The 20871-nt window shown below is 64.1% G+C and carries 19 protein-coding genes; 5 read left to right on the top strand and 14 right to left on the bottom strand.

The genetic code is table 11. The annotated features are described in order from the left end of the window. The first annotated feature begins 33 nt into the window (after positions 1 to 33). Entirely contained in the window at positions 34 to 1128 is a 1095-nt protein-coding gene (locus G3O01_RS05980; protein WP_205803597.1) for a helix-turn-helix domain-containing protein, read from the top strand. Positions 1129 to 1152: 24 nt separating this feature from the next. On the opposite strand, the gene G3O01_RS05975 is transcribed toward G3O01_RS05980, so the two are convergent. The 7 genes from G3O01_RS05975 to G3O01_RS05945 form a co-directional block, all read right to left on the bottom strand. After that, a complete protein-coding gene (locus G3O01_RS05975; RefSeq protein ID WP_205803596.1) occupies positions 1153 to 1902 on the bottom strand; it encodes an SRPBCC domain-containing protein in 750 nt (249 codons plus the stop codon). Positions 1903 to 1935: 33 nt separating this feature from the next. Next, positions 1936 to 2376 (bottom strand): DUF427 domain-containing protein, encoded by a 441-nt coding sequence (locus tag G3O01_RS05970; protein ID WP_205803595.1) that lies wholly within the window; start codon positions 2374 to 2376, stop codon positions 1936 to 1938. A 366-nt stretch (positions 2377 to 2742) separates the two neighbouring features. Beyond that, positions 2743 to 3240, bottom strand: a complete 498-nt coding sequence (locus tag G3O01_RS05965) for a carboxypeptidase regulatory-like domain-containing protein (protein WP_205803594.1) — start codon at positions 3238 to 3240, stop codon at positions 2743 to 2745. Between the two features lie 232 nt (positions 3241 to 3472). After that, a complete protein-coding gene (locus tag G3O01_RS05960) occupies positions 3473 to 4996 on the bottom strand; it encodes a DegQ family serine endoprotease (protein ID WP_205803593.1) in 1524 nt (507 codons plus the stop codon). Positions 4997 to 5121: 125 nt separating this feature from the next. Then, positions 5122 to 6423, bottom strand: coding sequence for an ATP-binding protein (locus G3O01_RS05955; protein ID WP_205803592.1), 1302 nt, complete (start codon positions 6421 to 6423; stop codon positions 5122 to 5124). Between the two features lie 4 nt (positions 6424 to 6427). Further along, a complete protein-coding gene (locus G3O01_RS05950) occupies positions 6428 to 7090 on the bottom strand; it encodes a response regulator (RefSeq protein WP_205803591.1) in 663 nt (220 codons plus the stop codon). 220 nt (positions 7091 to 7310) lie between these two features. After that, positions 7311 to 7463 (bottom strand): hypothetical protein, encoded by a 153-nt coding sequence (locus tag G3O01_RS05945; protein WP_205803590.1) that lies wholly within the window; start codon positions 7461 to 7463, stop codon positions 7311 to 7313. A 416-nt stretch (positions 7464 to 7879) separates the two neighbouring features. On the opposite strand from G3O01_RS05945, the gene G3O01_RS05940 reads away from it, so the two are divergent. From G3O01_RS05940 to G3O01_RS05925, 4 genes are all read left to right on the top strand, one after another. After that, positions 7880 to 8161: a hypothetical protein gene (locus tag G3O01_RS05940; RefSeq protein WP_205803589.1), complete on the top strand. Its 282-nt coding sequence runs from the start codon at positions 7880 to 7882 to the stop codon at positions 8159 to 8161. Beyond that, positions 8137 to 9798 (top strand): D-alanyl-D-alanine carboxypeptidase/D-alanyl-D-alanine-endopeptidase, encoded by a 1662-nt coding sequence (dacB, locus tag G3O01_RS05935; protein WP_205803588.1) that lies wholly within the window; start codon positions 8137 to 8139, stop codon positions 9796 to 9798. Before G3O01_RS05940 ends, dacB begins: the two co-directional genes overlap by 25 nt. A gap of 196 nt (positions 9799 to 9994) precedes the next feature. Then, positions 9995 to 10915, top strand: a complete 921-nt coding sequence (locus G3O01_RS05930) for a sterol desaturase family protein (RefSeq protein ID WP_205803587.1) — start codon at positions 9995 to 9997, stop codon at positions 10913 to 10915. A 123-nt stretch (positions 10916 to 11038) separates the two neighbouring features. Continuing rightward, positions 11039 to 12232 (top strand): SGNH/GDSL hydrolase family protein, encoded by a 1194-nt coding sequence (locus tag G3O01_RS05925; RefSeq protein ID WP_205803586.1) that lies wholly within the window; start codon positions 11039 to 11041, stop codon positions 12230 to 12232. Between the two features lie 90 nt (positions 12233 to 12322). On the opposite strand, the gene G3O01_RS05920 is transcribed toward G3O01_RS05925, so the two are convergent. The 7 genes from G3O01_RS05920 to G3O01_RS05890 all read right to left on the bottom strand — a co-directional run bounded on the left by G3O01_RS05920 (position 12323) and on the right by G3O01_RS05890 (position 20650). After that, positions 12323 to 13366 carry an L-threonylcarbamoyladenylate synthase gene (locus G3O01_RS05920; protein WP_205803585.1) on the bottom strand — a complete coding sequence of 348 codons (1044 nt, stop codon included), beginning with the start codon at positions 13364 to 13366 and terminating at the stop codon, positions 12323 to 12325. 12 nt (positions 13367 to 13378) lie between these two features. Continuing rightward, positions 13379 to 14587 carry a 5-(carboxyamino)imidazole ribonucleotide synthase gene (locus G3O01_RS05915; protein WP_205803584.1) on the bottom strand — a complete coding sequence of 403 codons (1209 nt, stop codon included), beginning with the start codon at positions 14585 to 14587 and terminating at the stop codon, positions 13379 to 13381. Between the two features lie 74 nt (positions 14588 to 14661). Next, positions 14662 to 15177: a 5-(carboxyamino)imidazole ribonucleotide mutase gene (gene purE, locus G3O01_RS05910; RefSeq protein WP_109478785.1), complete on the bottom strand. Its 516-nt coding sequence runs from the start codon at positions 15175 to 15177 to the stop codon at positions 14662 to 14664. A 25-nt stretch (positions 15178 to 15202) separates the two neighbouring features. Further along, positions 15203 to 16093 (bottom strand): phosphoribosylaminoimidazolesuccinocarboxamide synthase, encoded by an 891-nt coding sequence (locus G3O01_RS05905; RefSeq protein ID WP_205803583.1) that lies wholly within the window; start codon positions 16091 to 16093, stop codon positions 15203 to 15205. Positions 16094 to 16260: 167 nt separating this feature from the next. Continuing rightward, positions 16261 to 17325 carry a class II fructose-bisphosphate aldolase gene (gene fba / locus G3O01_RS05900; RefSeq protein WP_205803582.1) on the bottom strand — a complete coding sequence of 355 codons (1065 nt, stop codon included), beginning with the start codon at positions 17323 to 17325 and terminating at the stop codon, positions 16261 to 16263. 218 nt (positions 17326 to 17543) lie between these two features. Further along, positions 17544 to 18980: a pyruvate kinase gene (pyk, locus tag G3O01_RS05895; RefSeq protein WP_205803581.1), complete on the bottom strand. Its 1437-nt coding sequence runs from the start codon at positions 18978 to 18980 to the stop codon at positions 17544 to 17546. Positions 18981 to 19456: 476 nt separating this feature from the next. Beyond that, positions 19457 to 20650, bottom strand: a complete 1194-nt coding sequence (locus tag G3O01_RS05890; protein ID WP_205803580.1) for a phosphoglycerate kinase — start codon at positions 20648 to 20650, stop codon at positions 19457 to 19459. Between the last annotated feature and the right edge of the window lie 221 nt (positions 20651 to 20871).

Raw genomic sequence — 20871 nt, 5'->3', positions numbered from 1 at the left:
CGGGCCATTCGTATTGTCGAACGGGAGGCCACGATGGCCCGCTCCGCTGTCCGCACCGCTCTGAAGCCCGCTTCAAGGGCCGCCGCAAAGCCTGCCAGCCAGCCGGCGTCTCAACCGGATTCGCGCGCGACTCGACGCCGGGAAGAAAACGCTACGTGCCGCACCGCGCCGAAAACACCGCACGTCGTCGCGGCCGTCGCATTCGACGGCATCAGCCCGTTCCATCTGTCCGTGCCCTGCGTCGTGTTCGCCGAAGACCGTACCGACGGCGGCGTGCTCGGTTTCGAATTCCGTGTCTGTTCGTTCGATGCCGGGCCGTTGTCGACGACCGCCGGCTTTTCGATCGCCGCAACCCACGGGCTCGACGCGCTCGCGGACGCCGACACGATCATCGTGCCCACCTGGCGCGATCCCGACGAAGCGCCGCCCGCCGCGCTGCTCGACGCGTTGCGCGCGGCGCACGCACGCGGCGCGCAGCTGGTGGGCCTGTGCCTCGGCGCCTATGTGCTTGCCGCCGCGGGACTGCTCGACGGACGCCCGGCGACCACGCACTGGGCATGGGCCGCCGATTTCGCGCGGCGCTTCCCGAAGGTGAAGGTGGATCCGCAGGTGCTGTACGTCGACGACGGCGACATCCTCACCTCGGCGGGCACGGCGGCGGGACTCGATTGTTGCCTGCACGTCGTGCGCAAGCTGTGCGGCGCCGGGAGCGCCAACTACATCGCGCGGCGCCTCGTGGTGCCGCCGCACCGCCAGGGCGGCCAGGCGCAATATGTCCAGCAGCCAATGCCGCCCGATCTGCGCGGCAATCGCCTGTCAGCTTTGCTCGACTGGGTGAACGGCACGCTCGACGCGCCGCATACGCTCGATTCCCTCGCCGGGCGCGCAGCGATGAGCCGCCGCACGTTCACACGGCACTTCAAGGCGGCGACGGGGACGACGGTGAGCACGTGGCTGCTGGGTCAGCGGCTCGCGCGCGCCCAGCATCTGCTCGAAAGCACGGATGAATCAATCGAAGCGATTGCGGGGATGGCGGGATTCGGCTCGACGGCGTCGCTGCGCCAGCATTTCACTGACGCGTTCAGGACGTCGCCGTCCGCGTGGCGGCGCGAGTTTCGCGGCGTTTGAAACGATCGGCCGCCGAGGCTGCGTTCAGCCTTGCGTGAAGTATCGCGCCACGTAAAGCAGCAGCGCGACGAAGAAAATCATCGCCGCCCACGCCCAGTGCGGCAGCACATGCGGATCGTGGTCATGGTGATGCAGGCCGTGCAGCAGCGAATGCGCAGCGCGCCCGGTCAGCGTACCGCCATGCTGCTGGTCGTGCTGGCGCGCGCGCCGCGCGACGCCAGACAGAGTGATCGGCCGCAGAAACACATGCTGGCGCCGCCCTTGCGCACCCGATGCGCGGTTCGGCCCCTTGCCGTGCTTCGCCTGAACGACTGCGCAGAACTCCGTGAAGAAATCATCGGCCAGTTCGTGCAGCGCGTTTTCGATCTGGCGCGCGGGCAATTCGGCGAGCGGTCCCGCCGACGTCGCCCACACCGAATAGTCGATGCGCGTGCTCGGGCCGCGTCCGGGCAGATGGAGATGATCGTCGGTGCGCAACGACACGTCGATCTGGCCGCGCAGCGAGCCGACGCCCTCCGCGCGCGCCTTGAAATTGAGCGTGCGATGCGGCTTCGCGCTGTTCACACCGTCCTCGCTCGCGACGTGCGCGCGGATGTGATAGTGCGCGCGCAACGGCCCGAGCGGCACGGTCATCGCCAGCAGATATTCGCCGCCCTGGAGCTGTCGCAGCGACTCGCAATTGTCGAGACTTGCGCGCAGCAACGCGAGATCCTGCAGCGCGTCCCAGACTTCGGACGGCGCCAGCGGCACCCTCAACGCGTCGTTCAATTCCATGGCAGCCTCCCCGATTGCCGTGCGACTGCGGGATCAGGACGTCTGATCGATGCGGTCGACATGCGATGCGTGAAACGCAAGATACCCCGCGATCTGCTTCACCTGTTCCAAAGGCTTTTCGTAGCTCCAGACTGCGTTTTCGATCGTCTCGTCTTCCGTGCGCAGATGAAAGTACGAGGCTTCCCCCTTGAAGGGGCAATCCGACGTGTGATCCGAGCGTTTGAGTCGCGCCATGTTGACGTCGGCGCGGGGAAAATAAAACACGTCGGCATAGCCGGTTTCACTCACGGTAAAGCCGGCGCGCGTATCCGCAAACGTCACGCCCTGATGTATCACGCGGACCCGATGCTGGTTGGCCGTAATGGTAATCGTATGGCTGGCCCCAGTGTCGCCAACGTGCGCTGGCGCACCGCCGCTCGCAACGCTGCCGCTGTCCGAAGCTTCGGCGCTTCCACCGTTTGGGGCATTGCTCATCTGATCCGCTCCGCTGCTGGCACGTGGGCGCACGTCCCGCTCAGTCGCCGTGCTGACCGTCAGCCCGGCACTCGTAGCACGCGCCCCGGCCTGTCATTCAGCGGTGCGCGTCTTCTGGGCCACCCAGCGTCGGCTTCGAAATGCGGAAGCCACGGAGCGTGTCCGTGGCTTCATTATTGACCAAACGCGGGCGGCTTGCGCGACCTTCGTTGCGGTATCGGGTCTGCACCGATTGCCGACGTAAGCGCGTTGCGCCCGCGGCCTTCGCGCTGGCCTGGCCGGCCGCGCGGCGGCGAGCCGACGCGTGTTTGATCGCCTCTTTCTGATCGCCTCTTTCGGCCGCCTTTCCCAATCGCTTCGGATCGCTTACTGGGTCTTCCAGAAGAACGCCGCCTTCGCCGTGCCCTTTGCCGGAATAGTGATCGGCTTCGACTGGTCGTTTTCCTTGTATGCCGCGTGCACCGTGTAGCGGCCGGGGCGCAGCTTCACCAGCATGTACGGCCCGCGCGCGGTGGTGTCGAGTACGCTGCCGCCGTGCGCGTCGACGATCTTCACCTTGACGTCGGAGAGATAGTCGGAACCCGGGCCCGTGAAGCGCAGCGACAACGGCCACTGGCTTTGTGCGGCCTGCAGCGCCTTCGATTCGTCGAGACCGACGCCGCCCGACGTGAACGACACGTCGCCCTGTTGCTGAACTTGCGGCAAGCCTTCGCCATTGACGTTGCCGGCGCTGGTGCTGTCCGTGGTGGTGCCGCCCGTGACTTCACTTGCCTGCTGCGCATACGCGCCGCCCGACAGGCCGAACATGAGAACGGTCGCAGCCGCTGCCGTGACGGCGCGGGCGACAATACGACGTTGAATCATTTGCGTGGCTCCTTTAGGGCGAACCCAAACAGTTCTGACGCGTATCCGTACGCAATCTGTATGCCTATGCCGCCTGATCATGCTCCACAAACGACACAGGCCCGAAATTCGGGCCTGTACCGTTCATCACTCGCCGCGCACGGCGGCGGCAAACCTTTCGTTTTTTCCTACGGGCGGCAGCTTTTACCGGTGCACGCGTACCGCGCCGCCAGCACTGCCGCCCGCTTCGCCATTAACCGAGATCGACGGGGACGAAGATCTGCGAGTTATCGCGCTGGATCAGCAGCGCAATGCTGTTGCCCGCCGCCGACACCGCCTGCTTCAACTGATCGACGTTCGACACCGACCGACCGTTGACAGCCAGAATCACGTCACCCGGCTGGATGCCCGCGCTCGCAGCCGCGCCGCTCGCATCCTGCACCAGCAGACCGTGCGACACGGATGCGCCGCTCTTTTCCTGCGGCGTCAGCGGACGCACGGCGACACCGAGGCGACCTTGCATCTGCGCGGGACCGTTGTCGTCGTTCGATGCCAGCTTCGCATCCGACAACGAGCCGATCGTCACCTTCAGATCCTTGGTCGACTTGTCGCGCCACACCTGGACGTCAGCCTGCGTGCCCGGCTTGATGCCCGCGATCTGCGCCGGCAGCGCCGACGAATCCGCCACGTCGACACCGTCCACCGACAGGATCACGTCGCCCGGCTGCAAGCCTGCCTTCGCTGCCGGCCCGCCCGGATCGACGGAACTCACCAGCGCGCCTTGCGGCTTCTTCATGCCGAACGAATCGGCGAGTGTCTGGTTCACGCTTTGAACAGCGACGCCGAGGCGACCGCGGCTCACATGCCCCGTCTTCACGAGATCATCCTTGACCTTCATCGCCTCATTGATCGGGATAGCGAACGAAAGACCCTGGAAGCCGCCCGTCTGCGAGTAGATCATCGAGTTGATGCCGATCACTTCGCCTTGCAGATTGAACAGCGGTCCGCCCGAGTTACCTGGATTCACCGGCACGTCGGTTTGAATGAACGGCGTGTAGTTTTCATCCGGCAGCGAGCGCGACTTCGCGCTGATGATGCCCGACGTCACTGTGTTGTCGAAGCCGTACGGCGAACCGATCGCGACGACCCACTGGCCGACCTTGCTCGCGCGCGGATCGCCGATCTTCACGGTCGGCAGATCCTTCGCGTCGATCTTCAGCACGGCGACGTCCGACTGCTTGTCCGCGCCGACCACTTTGGCCTTGTACTCGCGCTTGTCGGTGAGCTTCACGGTGACCACGTTCGCGCCATCGACGACGTGCGCATTGGTCAGCACATAGCCATCGCTGCTGATGATGAAGCCCGAGCCGAGGCTCGCGCTCGGACGGTCGCCGTCATCGCCGCCGCCGTTCGGGCCTTGTCCGCCCGGCATCTGGCCACCGAAGAAGTGTTTGTAGAACTGATAGAACGGATCGCTCGGGTCGATCGGCAATTGACCTGCGTTGCCGCCGTTACCGCCATTGCCGCCGCGGTACGCCGTCTGCTTGACGACGTGCTTCGCGCTGATGTTCACGACAGCGGGGCCATACGTTTCAACGAGGCCCGAGAAATCGGGGATGCCCGTCTTCGCCGCAGCTTCGGCAGGCATCATCGCGGCGGCCGCGGGCGCGATCACTTCGGGCGCGGGCACGTTGCGATGGCCGGCCACGTAGCCCGCCGACAATGCGATAACGACTGCCGCTGCAACGGCGCTACGGGTCAGCATGTTTGCTTTCATCGTGTACTCCTGATTGGGAGAGTTGACTCTTCGATGAAGCACAGAGTACGTGGCGTCGCTTAAATCAATCTTAAACAACGCCTACGCGATGTAAGCCTTTCGGAAACCCCCGCCGGGCGGGCGATTCAGAAGCGCACGCTGACCAGCAGCCCGCCCGACGCGGAGTCGTCGAGCGAGACCTGCGCGTGATGTTGAAGCGCGATGCGGCGCACGATCGCAAGACCGAGGCCGCTGCCGGCGACGTCGGTGCGTGCGCGGCTCGCGCCCGCGCCGACGCGATAAAAACGGTCGAACACCCGGCTGCGTTCGTCAGCGGGAATGCCGGGGCCGCTGTCGGCAATCTGCAAGACGGGCCGGCCATTTTCGATGCGCACGCAGACATCGACGCGCCCGCCGCCCGGCGTGTATTTGGTTGCGTTGTCGATCAGATTGTTGAGCATCACGCGCAGCGCTTCCGCGTCGCCGGCGACGGTGGCGGGCTCGCTCGCCTCGATGCCGAGATCGACGCCGCGTTCCTGCGCGAGCGGCAGATAGGCCGTCACGCATTCGTGCATCAACGCGTTGAGATCGACGCTGCCCGTTGCCGCGTGGCCGTCCGGCTCGGAGCGCGCGAGCGCGAGCAACTGCTCGGCAAGACGCGTCGCACGCGTGACGCCCGCCTGCAGATCCTGCAATGCCTCGCGGCGTTCGGTTTCGTCGTGCGCGCGCGCGACCAGTTGCGACTGGATCTGCACGGCGGCGAGCGGCGTGCGCAGTTCGTGCGCGGCATCGGCGACGAAGGCTTTTTGCGTATCGAGCGCGATGGCGAGCCGTTCCAGCAGCGCATTCAAAGCGCGCACGAGCGGCTGCACTTCGAGCGGCAGACGCGCGTCGGGCAGAGGATCCAGCGCTTCGGGGTGCCGCGTGTCGAGTGCGCCTGTCACGCGCCGCAACGGCGCGAGCCCTCGTCCGACGACGCCCCACACCGCGACGCCCAGCAGCGGCAGCAGCACGATCAGCGGCCACAGCGTACGCAGCGCGACGTTCGCCGCGAGCCGGTTCCGTACCGACACCGGCTGCGCGAGCTGCACGACGTTATCGCCGACGATCGCGCCATACACGCGCCAGTCGCCGCGCTCGGTACGCTCCGTCGAAAAGCCGAGTTCGGCGCGCGGCGCGAGCGGCGCTCGCGGATGCGAGTAATACATCAGCACGCCGTTGCGATTCCAGATCTGCAGCACGATGCCTTCGTCGCCTGTATCACGCGAACTGAGCACCTGTGAAAACGGCTCGGCGGGCAGCGCGGCGGCGATTTCCTGCAACTGGTAATCGAACAGTTCGTTGGCTTCGGCGAGCGCCTGACGGTAGATCAGCCAGCCCGCGATACCGACACCCAGCAACACGATAGCGAGCAGCCAGAACAACAGTTGACGGCGAATCGAACGCATCGTGTCAGGCTTCCTTCGCGATCATGTAGCCGAGCCCGCGCACGTTGCGGATCAGTTCCGCGCCGAGCTTCTTGCGCAGCGCGTGGATATAGACTTCGACGGTATTGCTGCCGATCTCCTCGCCCCAGCCGTACATCTTTTCTTCGAGCTGGCTCTTCGACAGCACGGCGCCCGGCCGCGCGAGCAGCGCGGCAAGCAGCGCGAACTCGCGCGCGGACAATGCGACGGGCGCGCCGTCGAGCGTGACCTGATGCGACGCGGGATCGAGCGTGAGATTGCCGTGGCGGATCGTCGATTCGCTGCGGCCGGACTGGCGGCGGATCAGCGCGCGCATCCGTGCGCCGAGTTCATCGAGATCGAACGGTTTGACGAGGTAATCGTCGGCGCCTGCGTCAAGGCCCTTCACGCGATCCGCGACGGCGTCGCGCGCGGTGACGATCAGCACGGGCAACTGGTTGCCGCGGGCGCGCAGCGTGCGCAAGACATCGAGACCGTCGCGCTTTGGCAGGCCGAGATCGAGCAGAACGAGATCGTAGGGCTGGCCCGCGACCGCATTCAGCGCGGATTCGCCGTCCTGCACCCAGTCGACCGCGAAGCCCTCGCCGCGCAGCGCCTTGCGCACGCCTTCGGCGATCATCCGGTCGTCTTCAACGAGAAGTATGCGCATGGGTTTTTGTCCGTTTGGCTGTTCTGGCACTTGGCGTTTTCGATTCAGCATTCTAGCGCTCAAGGTTTTTTTGCTGCGCACGGCGGAGGGTTGGGGTTTTGTTTTTGCCTGATTTTGATTTGTCTTGCGACGCTGGGGTGGTTTGCTTTTGTTGTCGTTTTTGCTGGCATCCGCGTTTTGTCTTGCCTGCTTCACGCGTCGCCCCTGTGCGGGGCGGCACCTACTTTTCTTTGCCGCGGCAAAGAAAAGTAGGCAAAAGAAAGCCGCTGAACACCGCCAATTCTTGTAATTGCCCACGGGCCCCCAGCAGCCCCGTCCTGTCCGCGGCATCTCCCTTCTCGATGCCCGCTGCCAGCGCTTCGAACTGGCTCATCACCCGCTTCACACTCCCGCGTCACAACCGCGCCATGAGATTGCCCACGTTCTATTGCGGCAAACTGTGTGTCGGCGTTCGCGGCGTACACGCTTCACTCCGGACTGGAAAACACGATCGGTGTCGTAAGTGCGCCAAGGCGTGAAGCACTACGACCTACACACAGTTTGCCACCTGGGCGGCATTAACCATTCGCTGCCGTTTGCTGCGTTACGGGTGATTGAAGTGGGTGAGGCGTCCGTTCGGAGCGCTAGCAACGGGCGGGGACTGAGAGGTTGCCGTGCGAAGGAGAGGAACCGTTGGGGGCCCTCAGGCGGTGGTCAAGAACGGGCGGTGTTAGCCCGCTTTCTTTGCTTACTTTCTTTGCGGCGGCAAAGAAAGTAAGTGCCGCCCCGCACAGGGGCGACGTGTGAAGCATGAAAGCAAAACGCGGATGCCCGCGCAAGGCTAAGCAAACCAAACCCAGCGTCGCAAGACAAAATGCCCATCACATACCGCCCTCGCACATTACGACCTACACGCGTGACGCGCAAAAAACACCTACAAATCATTTTTTTCGCACCGTCATAGCAACTCTCTACAATGAGCGCTTTTGCACGGTGCAGCGCAAATTTCAACCCGTGCTTGCATATACCTTTCCGCGCCGCGATTTCACCGCCGATCCTGTCCCTTCATGCCGCTCGCTTTCGTTTCATTAGCCTCGTCGTATGCCTGCTCGCTCGGGCGTCGTTTCAAAACGCTGACTTCGGCTCGCGCTGAACCGGCGGCTGGACTCAACGCGAAAACTCGCGCCGCCGCCGTGCTGTTCGCCTGCGCCGCGCTCGCCGTCGCCGCTCCCGCCGAGGCCCGCAAAAAAGCACAGCAGCCCGCCGTCAACGTCAGCACCGTGTTGCCGCCCGCCGTGATGGCAGGATTGCAGCGCGCGCACGTGCCGCTGTCGTCGATCAGCGTGATCGTCGAAAAGGTCGGTGATCGCACGCCCCTGCTCGCGCTGAACGCCGGCAAGCCGATGATGCCCGCGTCGACGATGAAACTCGTCACCACGTACTCGGGCCTGTCGTTGCTCGGCCCCGACTACCGATGGAAAACCACGGCGTGGGCGCAAGGCAATATCGACGGCAATGGCGTGCTGCACGGCAATCTGTATATCCAGGGAACGGGAGACCCGAAGCTCGTTCCCGAAGAGCTGATCGATCTCGTCCAGAAAATTCACAAGGCGGGCATCACGGGCATCGACGGTGCGCTCGTGCTCGACAAGCGTTTCTTCGATCCATCGACCCGCGACCTGCCCGCCTTCGACAACGATGTCAATTCGCCGTACAACGTCGGTCCCGATCCGCTGCTGTATGCGTTCAAGTCGCTGTCGTTCACGATGTCGCCATCCGAAGACGGCAAGGTGCAGATCGACGTGCTGCCCGCGCTCGCGCAACTGCAGATCGACAACGAACTGCGCGCGACGCGCGGTCCATGCCGCGGCGAACTCGTGACGCCAGCCGTCACGCCGGCCGCGAACGGTGTGGTCAATGCGTCGTTCATCGGCGACTATCCGCTGCGTTGCGGCGAGCGCACCGTCAACGTGGCCGTGCTCGATCACACGCAGTTCTTCGCGGGCGGCTTCCTCGCGCTGTGGCAGCAGACGGGCGGCACGTTCAACGGCACGACGCGCGAAGGCGCCGTGCCCATCGACGCAAAACTCGTCGCGACGCACCAGGGCCCGATGCTCGCGGACATCGTTCACGACATCAACAAGTTCAGCAACAACACGATGGCGCGCAATCTGTTCCTGACGATCGGCGCCGCGATGACCAAGCCGCCCGCCACGCCCGCGAAATCGGCGGACGTGATCGAATCGTTCCTGCATCGCAGCGCGCTGCCGATGGAATACCTGAGCCTCGACAACGGCTCGGGCCTGTCGCGCGACGAACACATCACGGCACTCTCGCTCGCCGATCTGCTGCAGGCCGCGAACGCGAGCCCTGTTGCGCAGGTGTTCGTCGATTCGCTGCCCGTGGTCGGCGTCGACGGTACGATGCGCAACCGGCTGACGTCGAAGCCCGTCAACGGCAACGCGCATATCAAGACGGGCACGCTGCGCGACGTGCGCGCGATCGCGGGCTATGTCGCATCCGCCGACGGTCAAAGTTACGTGGTCGTGAGTCTGATCAACGATCCGCACGCAGAAGCCGCACGCGCCGCGCATGACGAACTGCTCGAATGGGTGTATCAGGGACCGTCGGCGATGCTCGCCAGCACGGCGGCTCCAGCCACTACAGAAACCGCCGACGAACCGCGCCGCAAAATCAGGAAAAACCCTCAGCGCCGCGGCGCGCACTGAAGATTTCTTCTAGCGAAGCGGTGCGCGGCGCGCCGCGAGCCGTTGTACGCTGTCGGGCAGTATGAAAAACGCGCACACAAACACGCGTGACGGCGTACATAGCAAACGCCGCATGCAGGACAGCGCCGCATTCAAACAATAAAGACAATGCCGGCTTCCTTCGAGGAAGCCGCAGGGACCCTCGGAGGGAGACGTCATGCAATTCGATGCCGAATTGCTTCTGCTCGCCATGGCGCCGATCTTTCTCGCGTGCATCGGCTGGGAGGCGTGGCACGCGCGGCGCACGCAACCCGAAGCGCGTATGTACAGCTGGCGCGACACGTTGTGCAACACCGCGCTCGCGCTGATGCACCAGGGCGCCGACAAGCTCGCGTGGCTGTTCGTCATTCCCGTTTATGCGTATTGCTACGAGCACTACCGGCTGTTCGACTGGCATGCGGGATGGGTATCGTTCGTCGTGCTGTTCGTCGCGCAGGATCTGCTCTACTACGTGTTTCATCGCTGCAGCCATCGCGTGCGCTGGCTGTGGGCCGCGCATGTCGTGCATCACTCGTCGGAGCGGATGAATTTCTCGACGGCGTTTCGTCAGAGCCTGATGTATCCCGTCGCGGGCATGTGGCTCTTCTGGATCCCGCTCGCGTTTCTCGGCTTTCCGCCGAAGCAGATCGTCGGCATCGTGCTGATCAATCTCGGGTTTCAATTCTTCGTGCATACGCAGTCCGTCGGCAAGCTCGGCTGGCTCGAATACGTTTTCAACACGCCGTCGATCCATCGCGTACACCACGCACGCAACGACCGTTATATCGACCGCAACTACGCGGGCGTGCTGGTCATCTGGGATCGGCTCTTCGGCAGCTATGTCGATGAAGATGCGAGCGAGCCGCCCGTGTACGGCATCGTCGAGCCGCTTTATACGTATAACCCGCTGAAGGCGACGTTTCATGAATGGGCGTCGATGGCGCAGGACTTTGCGCGCGTGCGCGGCTGGCGCAACCGGCTGAGCGCGCTGTTCGCGCCGCCCGCATGGGCCGCGCAATATCACGCGAGCCTGCGCGGCACACAGAATGCTCACGAGTCCGTCGAGCGCGCACAACACAACAACAACGCGGCCGCATAAAGGCCGCGATCAGCAGGGAAGGTTTTGCAGGCTGTCGTCATGTCGCCATGACGACAGCCTGCAACAGATGGCTCACGCGATACATCGCACAAGGCCGAGTACATACGAGGAGATAAGGACCTTATGAAGCAAGCATCGAACAACACTGGCGTCGTGCGTATCGCGCGCATCGCAATCGCATGCGCGGCCTTCGCCACGCTCGTCGCATGCGGCGGCAGTGACAACAACAATAACAACAACGCGAGCAGCACGCCGGCAGGCGGGGTCAATCTGCAGGTGGTGTCGTTCGGGGACAGCCTGTCGGATGTCGGCACGTATTCGCCCGTGATCACGTCGAGCTTTGGCGGTGGCCGTTTTACGACGAATCCGGGCGAGGTATGGACGCAGAAGGTTGCTGAATACTACGGCGGGACGTTGACGCCGGCGTTCGTGGGCGGCTTCGGCAAGCCGCTGGTGGCTAATGGCGGCCTGGGCTATGCGCAGGGCGGCTCCGACGTGTCGCGCGTCGACGGCAACGGCTATGCGCCCAACAGCCAGGCAGCGACCACGTGGCCCGTCACGCAACAGGTTCAGCAATACCTGACCGATCACGGCAGCTTCAATGCGAATCAGCTCGTGCTGATCAACGGCGGCGCGAACGACATTCTGCAGAACCTGTCCGCAATGCTGACCAGCATCTCGACGCAGATCGCGTCCAATCCGACTCAGGCTTCCGCCATCGTGCAAAGCGTTGCGGGGACGACGCTCGGCCCGATGGCGCAGGCGCTCGTGACGCAGATCGGCACGATCCTCGCGAAGGGCGCAACGCACGTGGTGGTGATGGACGTGCCGGACATCGGCAAGACGCCGCTGGCGGCGCAGCTTGCCACGCAGCTGGGGTCGGCGCAGGTGCCTACGATCGTTTCGGGCATCGTCGCGACCTACAACGGCGCGGTACAGCTGGCGCTGGCAACGGCTGGACTGTCGTCCAAGGTCATCTACGTGTCGACCAGCGACTGGCTCACGCCGCTGCTGGCCAATCCGTCGGCGCAAGGCTTTAGCAACACTACGGGCACGGCCTGCAACATCACGCAGATGGCCGCGAACGCAACGGCTTACGCGACGGCGAATCCGTCCGTGCTGACGGGCGGCATGACGGCGGCGCAGTATGGCTCGCAGTTCGCGTCGTCGCTGTTCTGCTCGCCGAATACGCTGACGGTCGCGGGCGCAGACCAGTCGTACGTATTCGCCGACACGATCCACCCGACGACTCACGCACACGCCGCGTTTGCGACGTTCGTCGAAGGCAAGATCGCAGCGACGGGTCTGGGCAAGTAATTCCCGTTCGTCCTGAAGGAAAAAAGCCCGGCTCTTGCGAACCGGGCTTTTTGTTTTGATGCGTCTGCTTTGCGAACGTGCAGATGCACGTCAGGCGTCCTGTGCCTCGAATGCCGCCGCTGCGCGACCCAACCGGTCATTAACGGCAATCCATTCGATCGTATCCGGCAATTTCTCGATCAGAATCCGCGAGACGTTTGCACGATCCAGCGCGCGCAGCAAGCCATAGAGATCGCGCGCATACAGATGCGGATCTTCCGGCGCGGCGACAAAGTGCACCCCTTCCGCTTCCGCCCAGCGTCCCGCACGCGAAACGCGCGCAACCAGCGCAACGCGTTCGCCGGGCGCGCGCGCAGCCAGCAACGGCTCGAGCACATCGAACGGCAAGAGCGCGAGCGGCGTACGTGGCGCGTAGTGCGCCTTCAACGTACCCGAAGCACGCGGCGCGCTCGCGTCCGAACCATCCGGCAGACGCGGCATTTCGCCGAGCACGTCGGCGATGTCCTGCGGCGTGACATGGCCCGGCCGCAGCAACGCAGGAAAACCGCGCGACAGATCGACAATTGTGGATTCGATGCCCACATCCGACGAGCCGCCGTCGAGCACATGAATCGCGTCGCCGAACTCGTCGCGCACATGCTGTGCGGTGGTCGGACTGACATGCCCGAAACGATTCGCCGACGGCGCAGCCACGCCGCCATGCCCGTTGCGCAACGCGCTAAACGCAGTCAGCAACGCCTGCGCAACCGGATGCGACGGACATCGCAATCCAACCGAATCCTGCCCTCCGCTCACCGCGGCAGGAATATGCGCAGCGCGTTTGAGAATCAGCGTAAGCGGACCCGGCCAGAACGCGTCGATCAAACGCTGCGCGTCGGACGGCAACTGCTCGACCCAATAATTCGGATCGCCGCCAGGCGCGAGATGCACGATCACTGGATGATTCGCCGGCCTGCCCTTCGCCGCATAAATGCGCGCGACGGCATCAGGACTTTCGGCATCGCCGCCGAGTCCATAGACCGTCTCGGTAGGGAACGCGACGAGTTGTCCCGCATCGAGCAGCGCCGCGGCGCGCGCGATCTCGTCAGCGCCGACGCTCGATGTCACATCGGCAGGTTTCGTTTGATCCGGCATACAGGCTCGTGCTCAGCTCGTCGGGATATGCAACAGACGCGCGCAATCTCGCGCGGCCGAACGCGCGTGCTCGAGCGTCGCAGCCGTGAAGTTCACGTGACCCATCTTGCGGCCCGGACGTGCCTCTTCCTTGCCGTACAGATGCAGACGCGCTTCCGGCATCGCCGCGACTTCGTGCCACGGCGGCGTGACGGCGGCCGTCGGCTTCTCGCCCTTCGCGTTGACCGGGAACCACACGTCGCCGAGGATGTTCAGCATCACGGCCGGCGAATGCTGGCGCGTGTCGCCAAGCGGCATGCCCGTCATCGCGCGCACCTGCTGTTCGAACTGACTCGTCGCACAGGCATCGACCGTGTAGTGGCCGGAGTTGTGCGGACGCGGCGCCATTTCATTGGCGACCAGCGAGCCGTCTTCGAGAATGAAGAACTCGACGCACAGCACGCCGACATAGCCGAGCTTGTCCGCAATCTGCAGCGCGGCCTGCTGTGCCTGCTCGACGAGCGTTGCGTTCGCATCAGGCGCGGGCACGATGGTATGCGACAGCACGCCGTTGCGATGCGTGTTCTGAGCAAGCGGATAGACGGCCGAGCAGCCCGTCGCGCCACGCGCGATCAGCGCCGACACTTCGAACTTCAGCGGCAAACGCTTTTCGAGCACGCAAGCGACGCCACCCAGCGACGCATGCGCGGCGCGCACTTCGGCCGCGTTGCCGACCCGCACCTGACCCTTGCCGTCGTAGCCCATGCGCGCCGTCTTCAGGATGCCCGGCAGCACGGCTTCGATCGCTGCGTCATCCAGCGCGGCGAGCGCATCCGACGATTCGATCACGACATGCGGCGCAACCGGCACGCCCGACGACGCGATAAACCGTTTCTCCGCAATACGGTCCTGCGCAACGGCGACGCAGCGCCCAGCCGGGCTGACGAACGTCGTGCGCGCGAGAAAGTCGAGACTCGCTGCGGGCACGTTCTCGAATTCGGTCGACACCGCCGCGCAAAGCCGCGCGAGTTCGGTGAGGGCCGCTTCGTCGTCGTAGGCAGCGCGCAGATGGCGATCGGCGACGGCGCCCGCCGGACTGGTTTCGTCCGGATCGAGCACGGCAACGCGATAGCCCATCGCCTGCGCGGCGAAGCAGAACATGCGGCCAAGCTGGCCGCCACCGACCATGCCGAGCCATGCGCCGGGCAGAATCGGTGATACCGGAGTGTTGTCTGGATTCATCTTGGTGGTCGGTCGCGGCCGATGTGGGGATCGGCCGGGTGAAACATTGAACTGCGAAGTTGGACGACTGGGTATTACAGCGGCGGCAGCGTCATTGCATGCGCCGCCTGATTCTGGCGCACGCGGAATGCGGCGAGCTTCTCCGCGTATTCCGGCGACGTGCCGCTCAACAGCGAAACTGCAAACAGCGCCGCATTCGCCGCACCCGCTTCGCCGATCGCGAACGTCGCGACGGGCACTCCCTTGGGCATCTGCACGATCGAGTGCAGCGAATCGACGCCCTTCAGATACTTGCTGGCAACCGGCACGCCCAGCACGGGCACCGTCGTCTTCGCAGCGAGCATGCCCGGCAGATGCGCCGCGCCGCCCGCGCCCGCAATGATCGCGCGGATGCCGCGTTCGCGTGCGCTTTCAGCATAGGCGAACATTTCGTCCGGCATGCGGTGAGCGGACACGACCTTCGCTTCGTAAGGCACGCCGAACTCTTGCAGGATCGCGACCGCGTTCTTCATCACGTCCCAGTCGGAGCTGGAACCCATCAGCACGCCGACGACGGGCGCGTTATGCGTATGTGCTTGAACTTCACTCATCTTGCTTTTTCCGTATGCGCTGCGCTTAGGCGAGCTTCTGACCCGTCAGGCGCTCGAGCGCTTCCTGATACTTCTCTGCCGTCTTCGTGACGACCTCGTCCGGCAGCTTCGGTGCGGGCGGCTCTTTCTTCCACGGCTGGGTTTCGAGCCAGTCGCGCACGAACTGCTTGTCGAACGACGGCGGGTTGGTGCCGACCTGGTACTGATCCGCCGGCCAGAAACGCGACGAATCAGCCGTCAGCGCTTCGTCCATCAGATACAGCTGGCCCTTGTCGTCCAGACCGAATTCGAACTTCGTGTCCGCGATGATGATGCCGCGCGTGGCTGCGTAATCAGCCGCTTCCTTGTACAGGCGGATCGAGATGTCGCGGATCGTCGCCGACAGTTCGGTGCCGATGCGGCGTTCCATCTCATCAAACGTGATGTTCTCGTCGTGGTGGCCCATTTCGGCCTTCGCTGCCGGCGTGAAGATCGGCTCGGGCAGCTTCTGCGCGTTCTGCAGACCTTCGGGCAACTGCACGCCGCACACGGCGCCCGTTGCCTGATAGTCCTTCCAGCCGCTGCCGGCCAGGTAACCGCGCACCACGGCTTCGACGAGAATCGGTTCGAGGCGCTTGACCACGACTGCGCGGCCCTTCACCTGCTCGACTTCATCAGGTGCGACGACAGTTTCGGGGGCAACACCCGTCAGGTGATTCGGCACGACGTGCTTGAGCTTGTCGAACCAGAAGTTCGCCATCTGGTTCAGCACGCGACCCTTGTCCGGAATCGGCTCGCCCATGATGACGTCGAACGCGGACAGACGGTCCGTCGTGACGATCAGCAGCTGGTCGTTGCCCACCGCGTAGTTGTCGCGGACCTTGCCGCGGCCGAGCAGCGGCAGCGAGCGGAGCGTGGATTCGTAGAGGGTAGACATCGTCGTGATTCACAAAAATGGGGCAAAAAAACTGCCCGGAACAAAAGGGAAACGCCGTTCCCCCGATATTGCGGGAACGGCGATCTGACGACAACCTGGCCAGATGGCCAGGCGCGTACTACGCGAACAGCGAACCAACGGGCGCAAACCCCACGCCCGAATGCCGCCTAGCGAACGACTTGTGCGAGCTCGCCCGACTTGTACTTCTCAGCGATCTTGTCCAGCGAGACCGGCTTGATCTTCGACGCCTGGCCTTCGCAGCCGAACGCCAGATACCGGTCCACACAGACCTTCTTCGCGGCTTCGCGAGCCGGCTTCAGGTAGTCGCGCGGATCGAACTTCGACGGGTTTTGCGCCATGTAGCGGCGGATCGCGCCCGTGATGGCAAGACGCAGATCGGTGTCGATATTGATCTTGCGCACGCCAAACTTGATGCCCGTCTGGATTTCCTCGACGGGCACGCCGTAGGTTTCCTTCATGTCGCCGCCGAATTCGCGAATCTCGGCCAGCAGTTCCTGCGGCACCGACGACGAACCGTGCATCACCAGGTGCGTGTTCGGAATGCGCTGGTGAATTTCCTTGATGCGTTGAATCGACAGGATATCGCCCGTCGGCTTTTTCGAAAACTTGTACGCGCCGTGCGACGTGCCAATTGCGATGGCCAGTGCGTCACATTGCGTCAGCTTCACGAAGTCCGCCGCCTGCTCGACGTCGGTCAACAGTTGCTCGCGCGTCATCGCGCCTTCCGCACCGTGGTCGTCTTCCTTGTCGCCCATCATCGTTTCGAGCGAACCGAGCACGCCCAGTTCCGCTTCAACCGTCACGCCGATCGAGTGCGCGGCTTCAACGACCTTGCGCGACACATCGACGTTGTACTCATACGACGCCACCGTCTTGCCGTCGGCTTCGAGCGAGCCGTCCATCATCACGCTCGTGAACCCGCTGCGGATCGCGGCCATACACACTGCCGGCGACTGGCCGTGATCCTGGTGCATCACGACCGGAATGTGCGGATACGACTCGACAGCAGCTTCGATCAGATGACGCAGGAACGGCTCGCCCGCGTACTTACGCGCGCCTGCCGACGCCTGCATGATCACCGGCGCGTTGACCTGATCGGCCGCCGCCATGATGGCCTGCACCTGCTCCAGATTGTTTACGTTGAATGCCGGAAGTCCATAACCGTGTTCGGCGGCATGGTCCAGCAGTTGACGCATTGATACGAGAGGCATTGATTACTCCATAGATTGAAACGAAATCTGTGCCGACGGCATCTATTTGTGCACTTTTGTGCAATTTTACCGTGAAGCAGACCGTGTCCCGAGCGCACTCTCCCAAACCCGGTGCGCCGCCTCTCTTGGCGGGACACGGCACTCTGCTTCACGCGTGCCGTTGCGGCTTGCCATGACCCGCTGCTTCAACGGGTCATGGCTGGCTCATCTTGCTGCGCTCAGACCGGCTCGCCCACACGCACGATCTTCAGCGTGTTCGTGCCGCCTGCCTGGCCCATCGGCTCGCCCACCGTCAGCACGACCATGTCGCCGCGTGCCGCGTAGCCCTTGCCGACCACCACTTCGAGCGCCTGCGCGAGCGCGATGTCGCGGTCGCTGCTGGTGTCCAGATGCAGCGACGTCACGTTGCGGTAGATCGCCATCGCGCGCTCGCTGCCCGTACGGGGCGTCAGCGCGAAAATGGGCACGTGCGTCCAGTGACGCGACATCCACAGCGCCGTCGAGCCCGACTCCGTCAGCGCGACGATCGCCTTGGCGCCCAGGTGGTAAGCGGTGAACAGCGCGCCCATGGCGATCGACTGGTCGATGCGCGTGAACGTGCGGTCGAGGAAATCCTTGTCCAGCTCGACGTGCTCGGACTTCTCGGCTTCGACGCAGATGGCAGCCATCGTTTCGATGGTCTGCACCGGGTACTTGCCCGCAGCCGATTCCGCCGACAGCATCACCGCGTCCGTGCCGTCCAGCACCGCGTTCGCGACGTCCGACACTTCCGCGCGCGTCGGCACGGGAGCGTGGATCATCGATTCCATCATCTGCGTGGCCGTGATGACGAACTTGTTCGCGTCGCGCGCCATCTTGATCATGCGCTTTTGCAGCGCGGGCACGGCCGCGTTGCCGACTTCGACCGCGAGGTCGCCACGCGCGACCATGATGCCGTCCGATGCGTCGAGAATGCCTTGCAGCGCCGGAATCGCCTCGGCGCGCTCGATCTTCGCGATCATCTTCGGCTTGATGCCGTACGGCGCGCCCGCGATATTCGCGAGCTGGCGCGCCATTTCCATATCCGTCGCGTTCTTCGGGAACGACACGGCCACGTAATCCGCGCCCAGCGACATCGCCGTGCGGATATCTTCCATGTCCTTCGCGGTCAGCGCCGGCGCCGTCAGGCCGCCGCCCTGGCGGTTGATACCCTTGTTGTTCGACAGGTCGCCGCCGATCTTCACAACCGTGTGAATCTCGCTGCCGATCACGCGCGCGACGGTCAGCACGATCAGGCCGTCGTTGAGCAGCAGCGTGTCGCCGGCTTTCAGGTCGCGCGGCAGGTCCTTGTAGTCAAGGCCGACGCGGTCGTCGTTACCGAGTTCGCACTCGGCGTCGAGGATAAAGGTGTTGCCGGCGACCAGCGTGGTCTTGCCGTTTTCGAATTTACCGACACGAATCTTCGGGCCTTGCAGGTCGGCCATGATGCCAACCTCGCGGCCTGCCTGCCGGGCCGCTTCACGCACGAACTCCGCGCGCTGACGATGATCGTCGGCGGTGCCGTGCGAGAAGTTGAGACGCACCACGTCGGCGCCCGCCTGAATCATCTGCAGCAGGATGTCCTGCGTGCTGGATGCGGGGCCGATGGTTGCGACAATCTTGGTGGCGCGATGCATGAGTCTCCTCGTCTGGATGAGATCGCTGGGATGAACGTTGGGAGTCGGATGCGGAGGCTGCGCAACGACAGGTGCTACATGGGGTGGTGCGCCGTTCGTTCCCTTCGAACCTTGAAGGTCCGGCGTCGAATCGTGGGGGACTGCTGCGATATCTGCCGCCCGCGGCGCTTCTTGCGCCGTGAGTCCAGATGCATCGGCTTCGGTGTTTGAGGCGAGAGACACCGTTGCGGTTGAACCTTGTGCCGTATCTGCCGCGTCTTGTTGCGCGACATCGATGACAGCCAGTTCGGTATACAGGTCTTCGGTAACGGCTGCGGTCTGTGCCACTGGCGCGTTAGCGGAATGTTGCGAGGCCGCCTGTGCTGCGACCTCGGATTGCAGCGCTTGCGCGGAGCGCGCTGCGCGCTCCCCTGTCGCTGCCGTGCGCGACGCGTTGCGCGTCTTCTGAGGCTTGTTCGGGGAGCGCGTCGCCATTATCAGGCCCGCGATTCCAGCACTGCGACTGCCGGAAGCTTCTTCCCTTCGAGGAACTCGAGGAATGCGCCGCCGCCCGTCGAGATATAGCTCACCTTGTCGTGGATACCGTACTTGGCGATGGCCGCGAGCGTGTCGCCGCCGCCCGCAATCGAGTACGCCGACGACTTGGCGATCGCTTCAGCGAGCGTCTTCGTGCCGTTGCCGAACTGGTCGAATTCGAACACGCCGACCGGGCCGTTCCAGACCACCGTGCCGGCCTTTTCCAGCTGGCCAGCCAACGCCTTGGCCGTGTCCGGTCCGATATCGAGGATCATGTCGTCGTCTTCGACGTCCGCGACCTTCTTGACAGTGGCTTGCGCCGTCGGCGAAAACTCCTTGGCCGTCACGACATCCGACGGAATCGGCACCGATGCGCCGCGCGCCTTCGCCGATTCGATGATCGCCTTCGCTTCTTCGACCAGATCCGCTTCGACCAGCGACTTGCCGATCTTCAGGCCAGCCGCCAGCATGAACGTGTTCGCAATGCCGCCGCCGACGATCAGCTGATCGACCTTGTCGGCCAGCGACTTCAGGATGGTCAGCTTGGTCGACACCTTCGAACCCGCGACGATCGCCATCAGCGGGCGCTTCGGCGCGCCGAGCGCCTTGCCGAGCGCTTCGAGTTCAGCCGCGAGCAGCGGGCCGGCGCAAGCAACAGGCGCGTACTTCGCGATGCCGTGCGTGGTGGCTTCGGCGCGGTGCGCGGTGCCGAACGCGTCGTTCACGTAGACGTCGCAGAGCTTCGCCATTTTCTGCGCGAGCTCGTCGGAATCCTTCTTTTCGCCCTTGTTCACGCGGCAGTTTTCGAGCAGCACGACCTGGCCCGGCGCGACATTCACGCCGTTCTCAACCCAGTTCTGCACCAGCGGGACGTCGCGGCCGAGCAGTTCGGCCAGACGCTTCGCGACGGGCGCGAGCGAATCTTCGGGCTTGAAATCGCCTTCCGTCGGGCGACCCAGATGCGACGTGACCATGACGGCCGCGCCCGCGTCCAGCGCGGACTTGATGGCGGGCACGGAGGCGCGGATGCGGGTGTCTTCGGTGATGTTGCCGGCGTCGTCCTGCGGCACGTTCAGGTCGGCGCGGATGAACACGCGTTTGCCGGATAGCTTGCCTTCGGCGATCAGATCGGAGAGACGCAATACCTGTTTCATGATTGATATGCGGTTGATTGGAAGGCGGTGCGGACGCTGCGCGAACGGCCTCTCACGAACGGTGCCGGCGGCTTCGCGCAAATTCCGGGAGACGGCTATTTTAACCGATCGTCACACCGATCTAAGCCTGTCCGAGCGAATCCCAGTATTTGCCGGTCACAGCGGGCGTTGCGCGATATTGCAGCGCAACATCCGCACGCGCGTTCGCCTGAAACCCGTAG

The sequence above is a fragment of the Burkholderia sp. Ac-20365 genome, from assembly GCF_017104715.1.
In the GTDB taxonomy this organism is placed as follows: Bacteria; Pseudomonadota; Gammaproteobacteria; order Burkholderiales; family Burkholderiaceae; genus Paraburkholderia.
This window is presented reverse-complemented; position numbering and strand designations above follow the sequence as displayed.

What these genes read in the sequence shown, in the direction of transcription:
- G3O01_RS05965 (WP_205803594.1), bottom strand. Translation starts at nt 3,240, where the DNA reads ATGATTCAACGTCGTATTGTCGCCCGCGCCGTCACGGCAGCGGCTGCG.
- G3O01_RS05940 (WP_205803589.1), top strand. Translation starts at nt 7,880, where the DNA reads ATGAAAGCAAAACGCGGATGCCCGCGCAAGGCTAAGCAAACCAAACCC.
- G3O01_RS05980 (WP_205803597.1), top strand. Translation starts at nt 34, where the DNA reads ATGGCCCGCTCCGCTGTCCGCACCGCTCTGAAGCCCGCTTCAAGGGCC.
- G3O01_RS05960 (WP_205803593.1), bottom strand. Translation starts at nt 4,996, where the DNA reads ATGAAAGCAAACATGCTGACCCGTAGCGCCGTTGCAGCGGCAGTCGTT.
- G3O01_RS05930 (WP_205803587.1), top strand. Translation starts at nt 9,995, where the DNA reads ATGCAATTCGATGCCGAATTGCTTCTGCTCGCCATGGCGCCGATCTTT.
- G3O01_RS05925 (WP_205803586.1), top strand. Translation starts at nt 11,039, where the DNA reads ATGAAGCAAGCATCGAACAACACTGGCGTCGTGCGTATCGCGCGCATC.
- dacB (WP_205803588.1), top strand. Translation starts at nt 8,137, where the DNA reads ATGCCGCTCGCTTTCGTTTCATTAGCCTCGTCGTATGCCTGCTCGCTC.
- G3O01_RS05905 (WP_205803583.1), bottom strand. Translation starts at nt 16,093, where the DNA reads ATGTCTACCCTCTACGAATCCACGCTCCGCTCGCTGCCGCTGCTCGGC.
- fba (WP_205803582.1), bottom strand. Translation starts at nt 17,325, where the DNA reads ATGCCTCTCGTATCAATGCGTCAACTGCTGGACCATGCCGCCGAACAC.
- G3O01_RS05890 (WP_205803580.1), bottom strand. Translation starts at nt 20,650, where the DNA reads ATGAAACAGGTATTGCGTCTCTCCGATCTGATCGCCGAAGGCAAGCTA.
- purE (WP_109478785.1), bottom strand. Translation starts at nt 15,177, where the DNA reads ATGAGTGAAGTTCAAGCACATACGCATAACGCGCCCGTCGTCGGCGTG.
- G3O01_RS05950 (WP_205803591.1), bottom strand. Translation starts at nt 7,090, where the DNA reads ATGCGCATACTTCTCGTTGAAGACGACCGGATGATCGCCGAAGGCGTG.
- pyk (WP_205803581.1), bottom strand. Translation starts at nt 18,980, where the DNA reads ATGCATCGCGCCACCAAGATTGTCGCAACCATCGGCCCCGCATCCAGC.
- G3O01_RS05920 (WP_205803585.1), bottom strand. Translation starts at nt 13,366, where the DNA reads ATGCCGGATCAAACGAAACCTGCCGATGTGACATCGAGCGTCGGCGCT.
- G3O01_RS05945 (WP_205803590.1), bottom strand. Translation starts at nt 7,463, where the DNA reads ATGAGCCAGTTCGAAGCGCTGGCAGCGGGCATCGAGAAGGGAGATGCC.
- G3O01_RS05970 (WP_205803595.1), bottom strand. Translation starts at nt 2,376, where the DNA reads ATGAGCAATGCCCCAAACGGTGGAAGCGCCGAAGCTTCGGACAGCGGC.
- G3O01_RS05915 (WP_205803584.1), bottom strand. Translation starts at nt 14,587, where the DNA reads ATGAATCCAGACAACACTCCGGTATCACCGATTCTGCCCGGCGCATGG.
- G3O01_RS05955 (WP_205803592.1), bottom strand. Translation starts at nt 6,423, where the DNA reads ATGCGTTCGATTCGCCGTCAACTGTTGTTCTGGCTGCTCGCTATCGTG.
- G3O01_RS05975 (WP_205803596.1), bottom strand. Translation starts at nt 1,902, where the DNA reads ATGGAATTGAACGACGCGTTGAGGGTGCCGCTGGCGCCGTCCGAAGTC.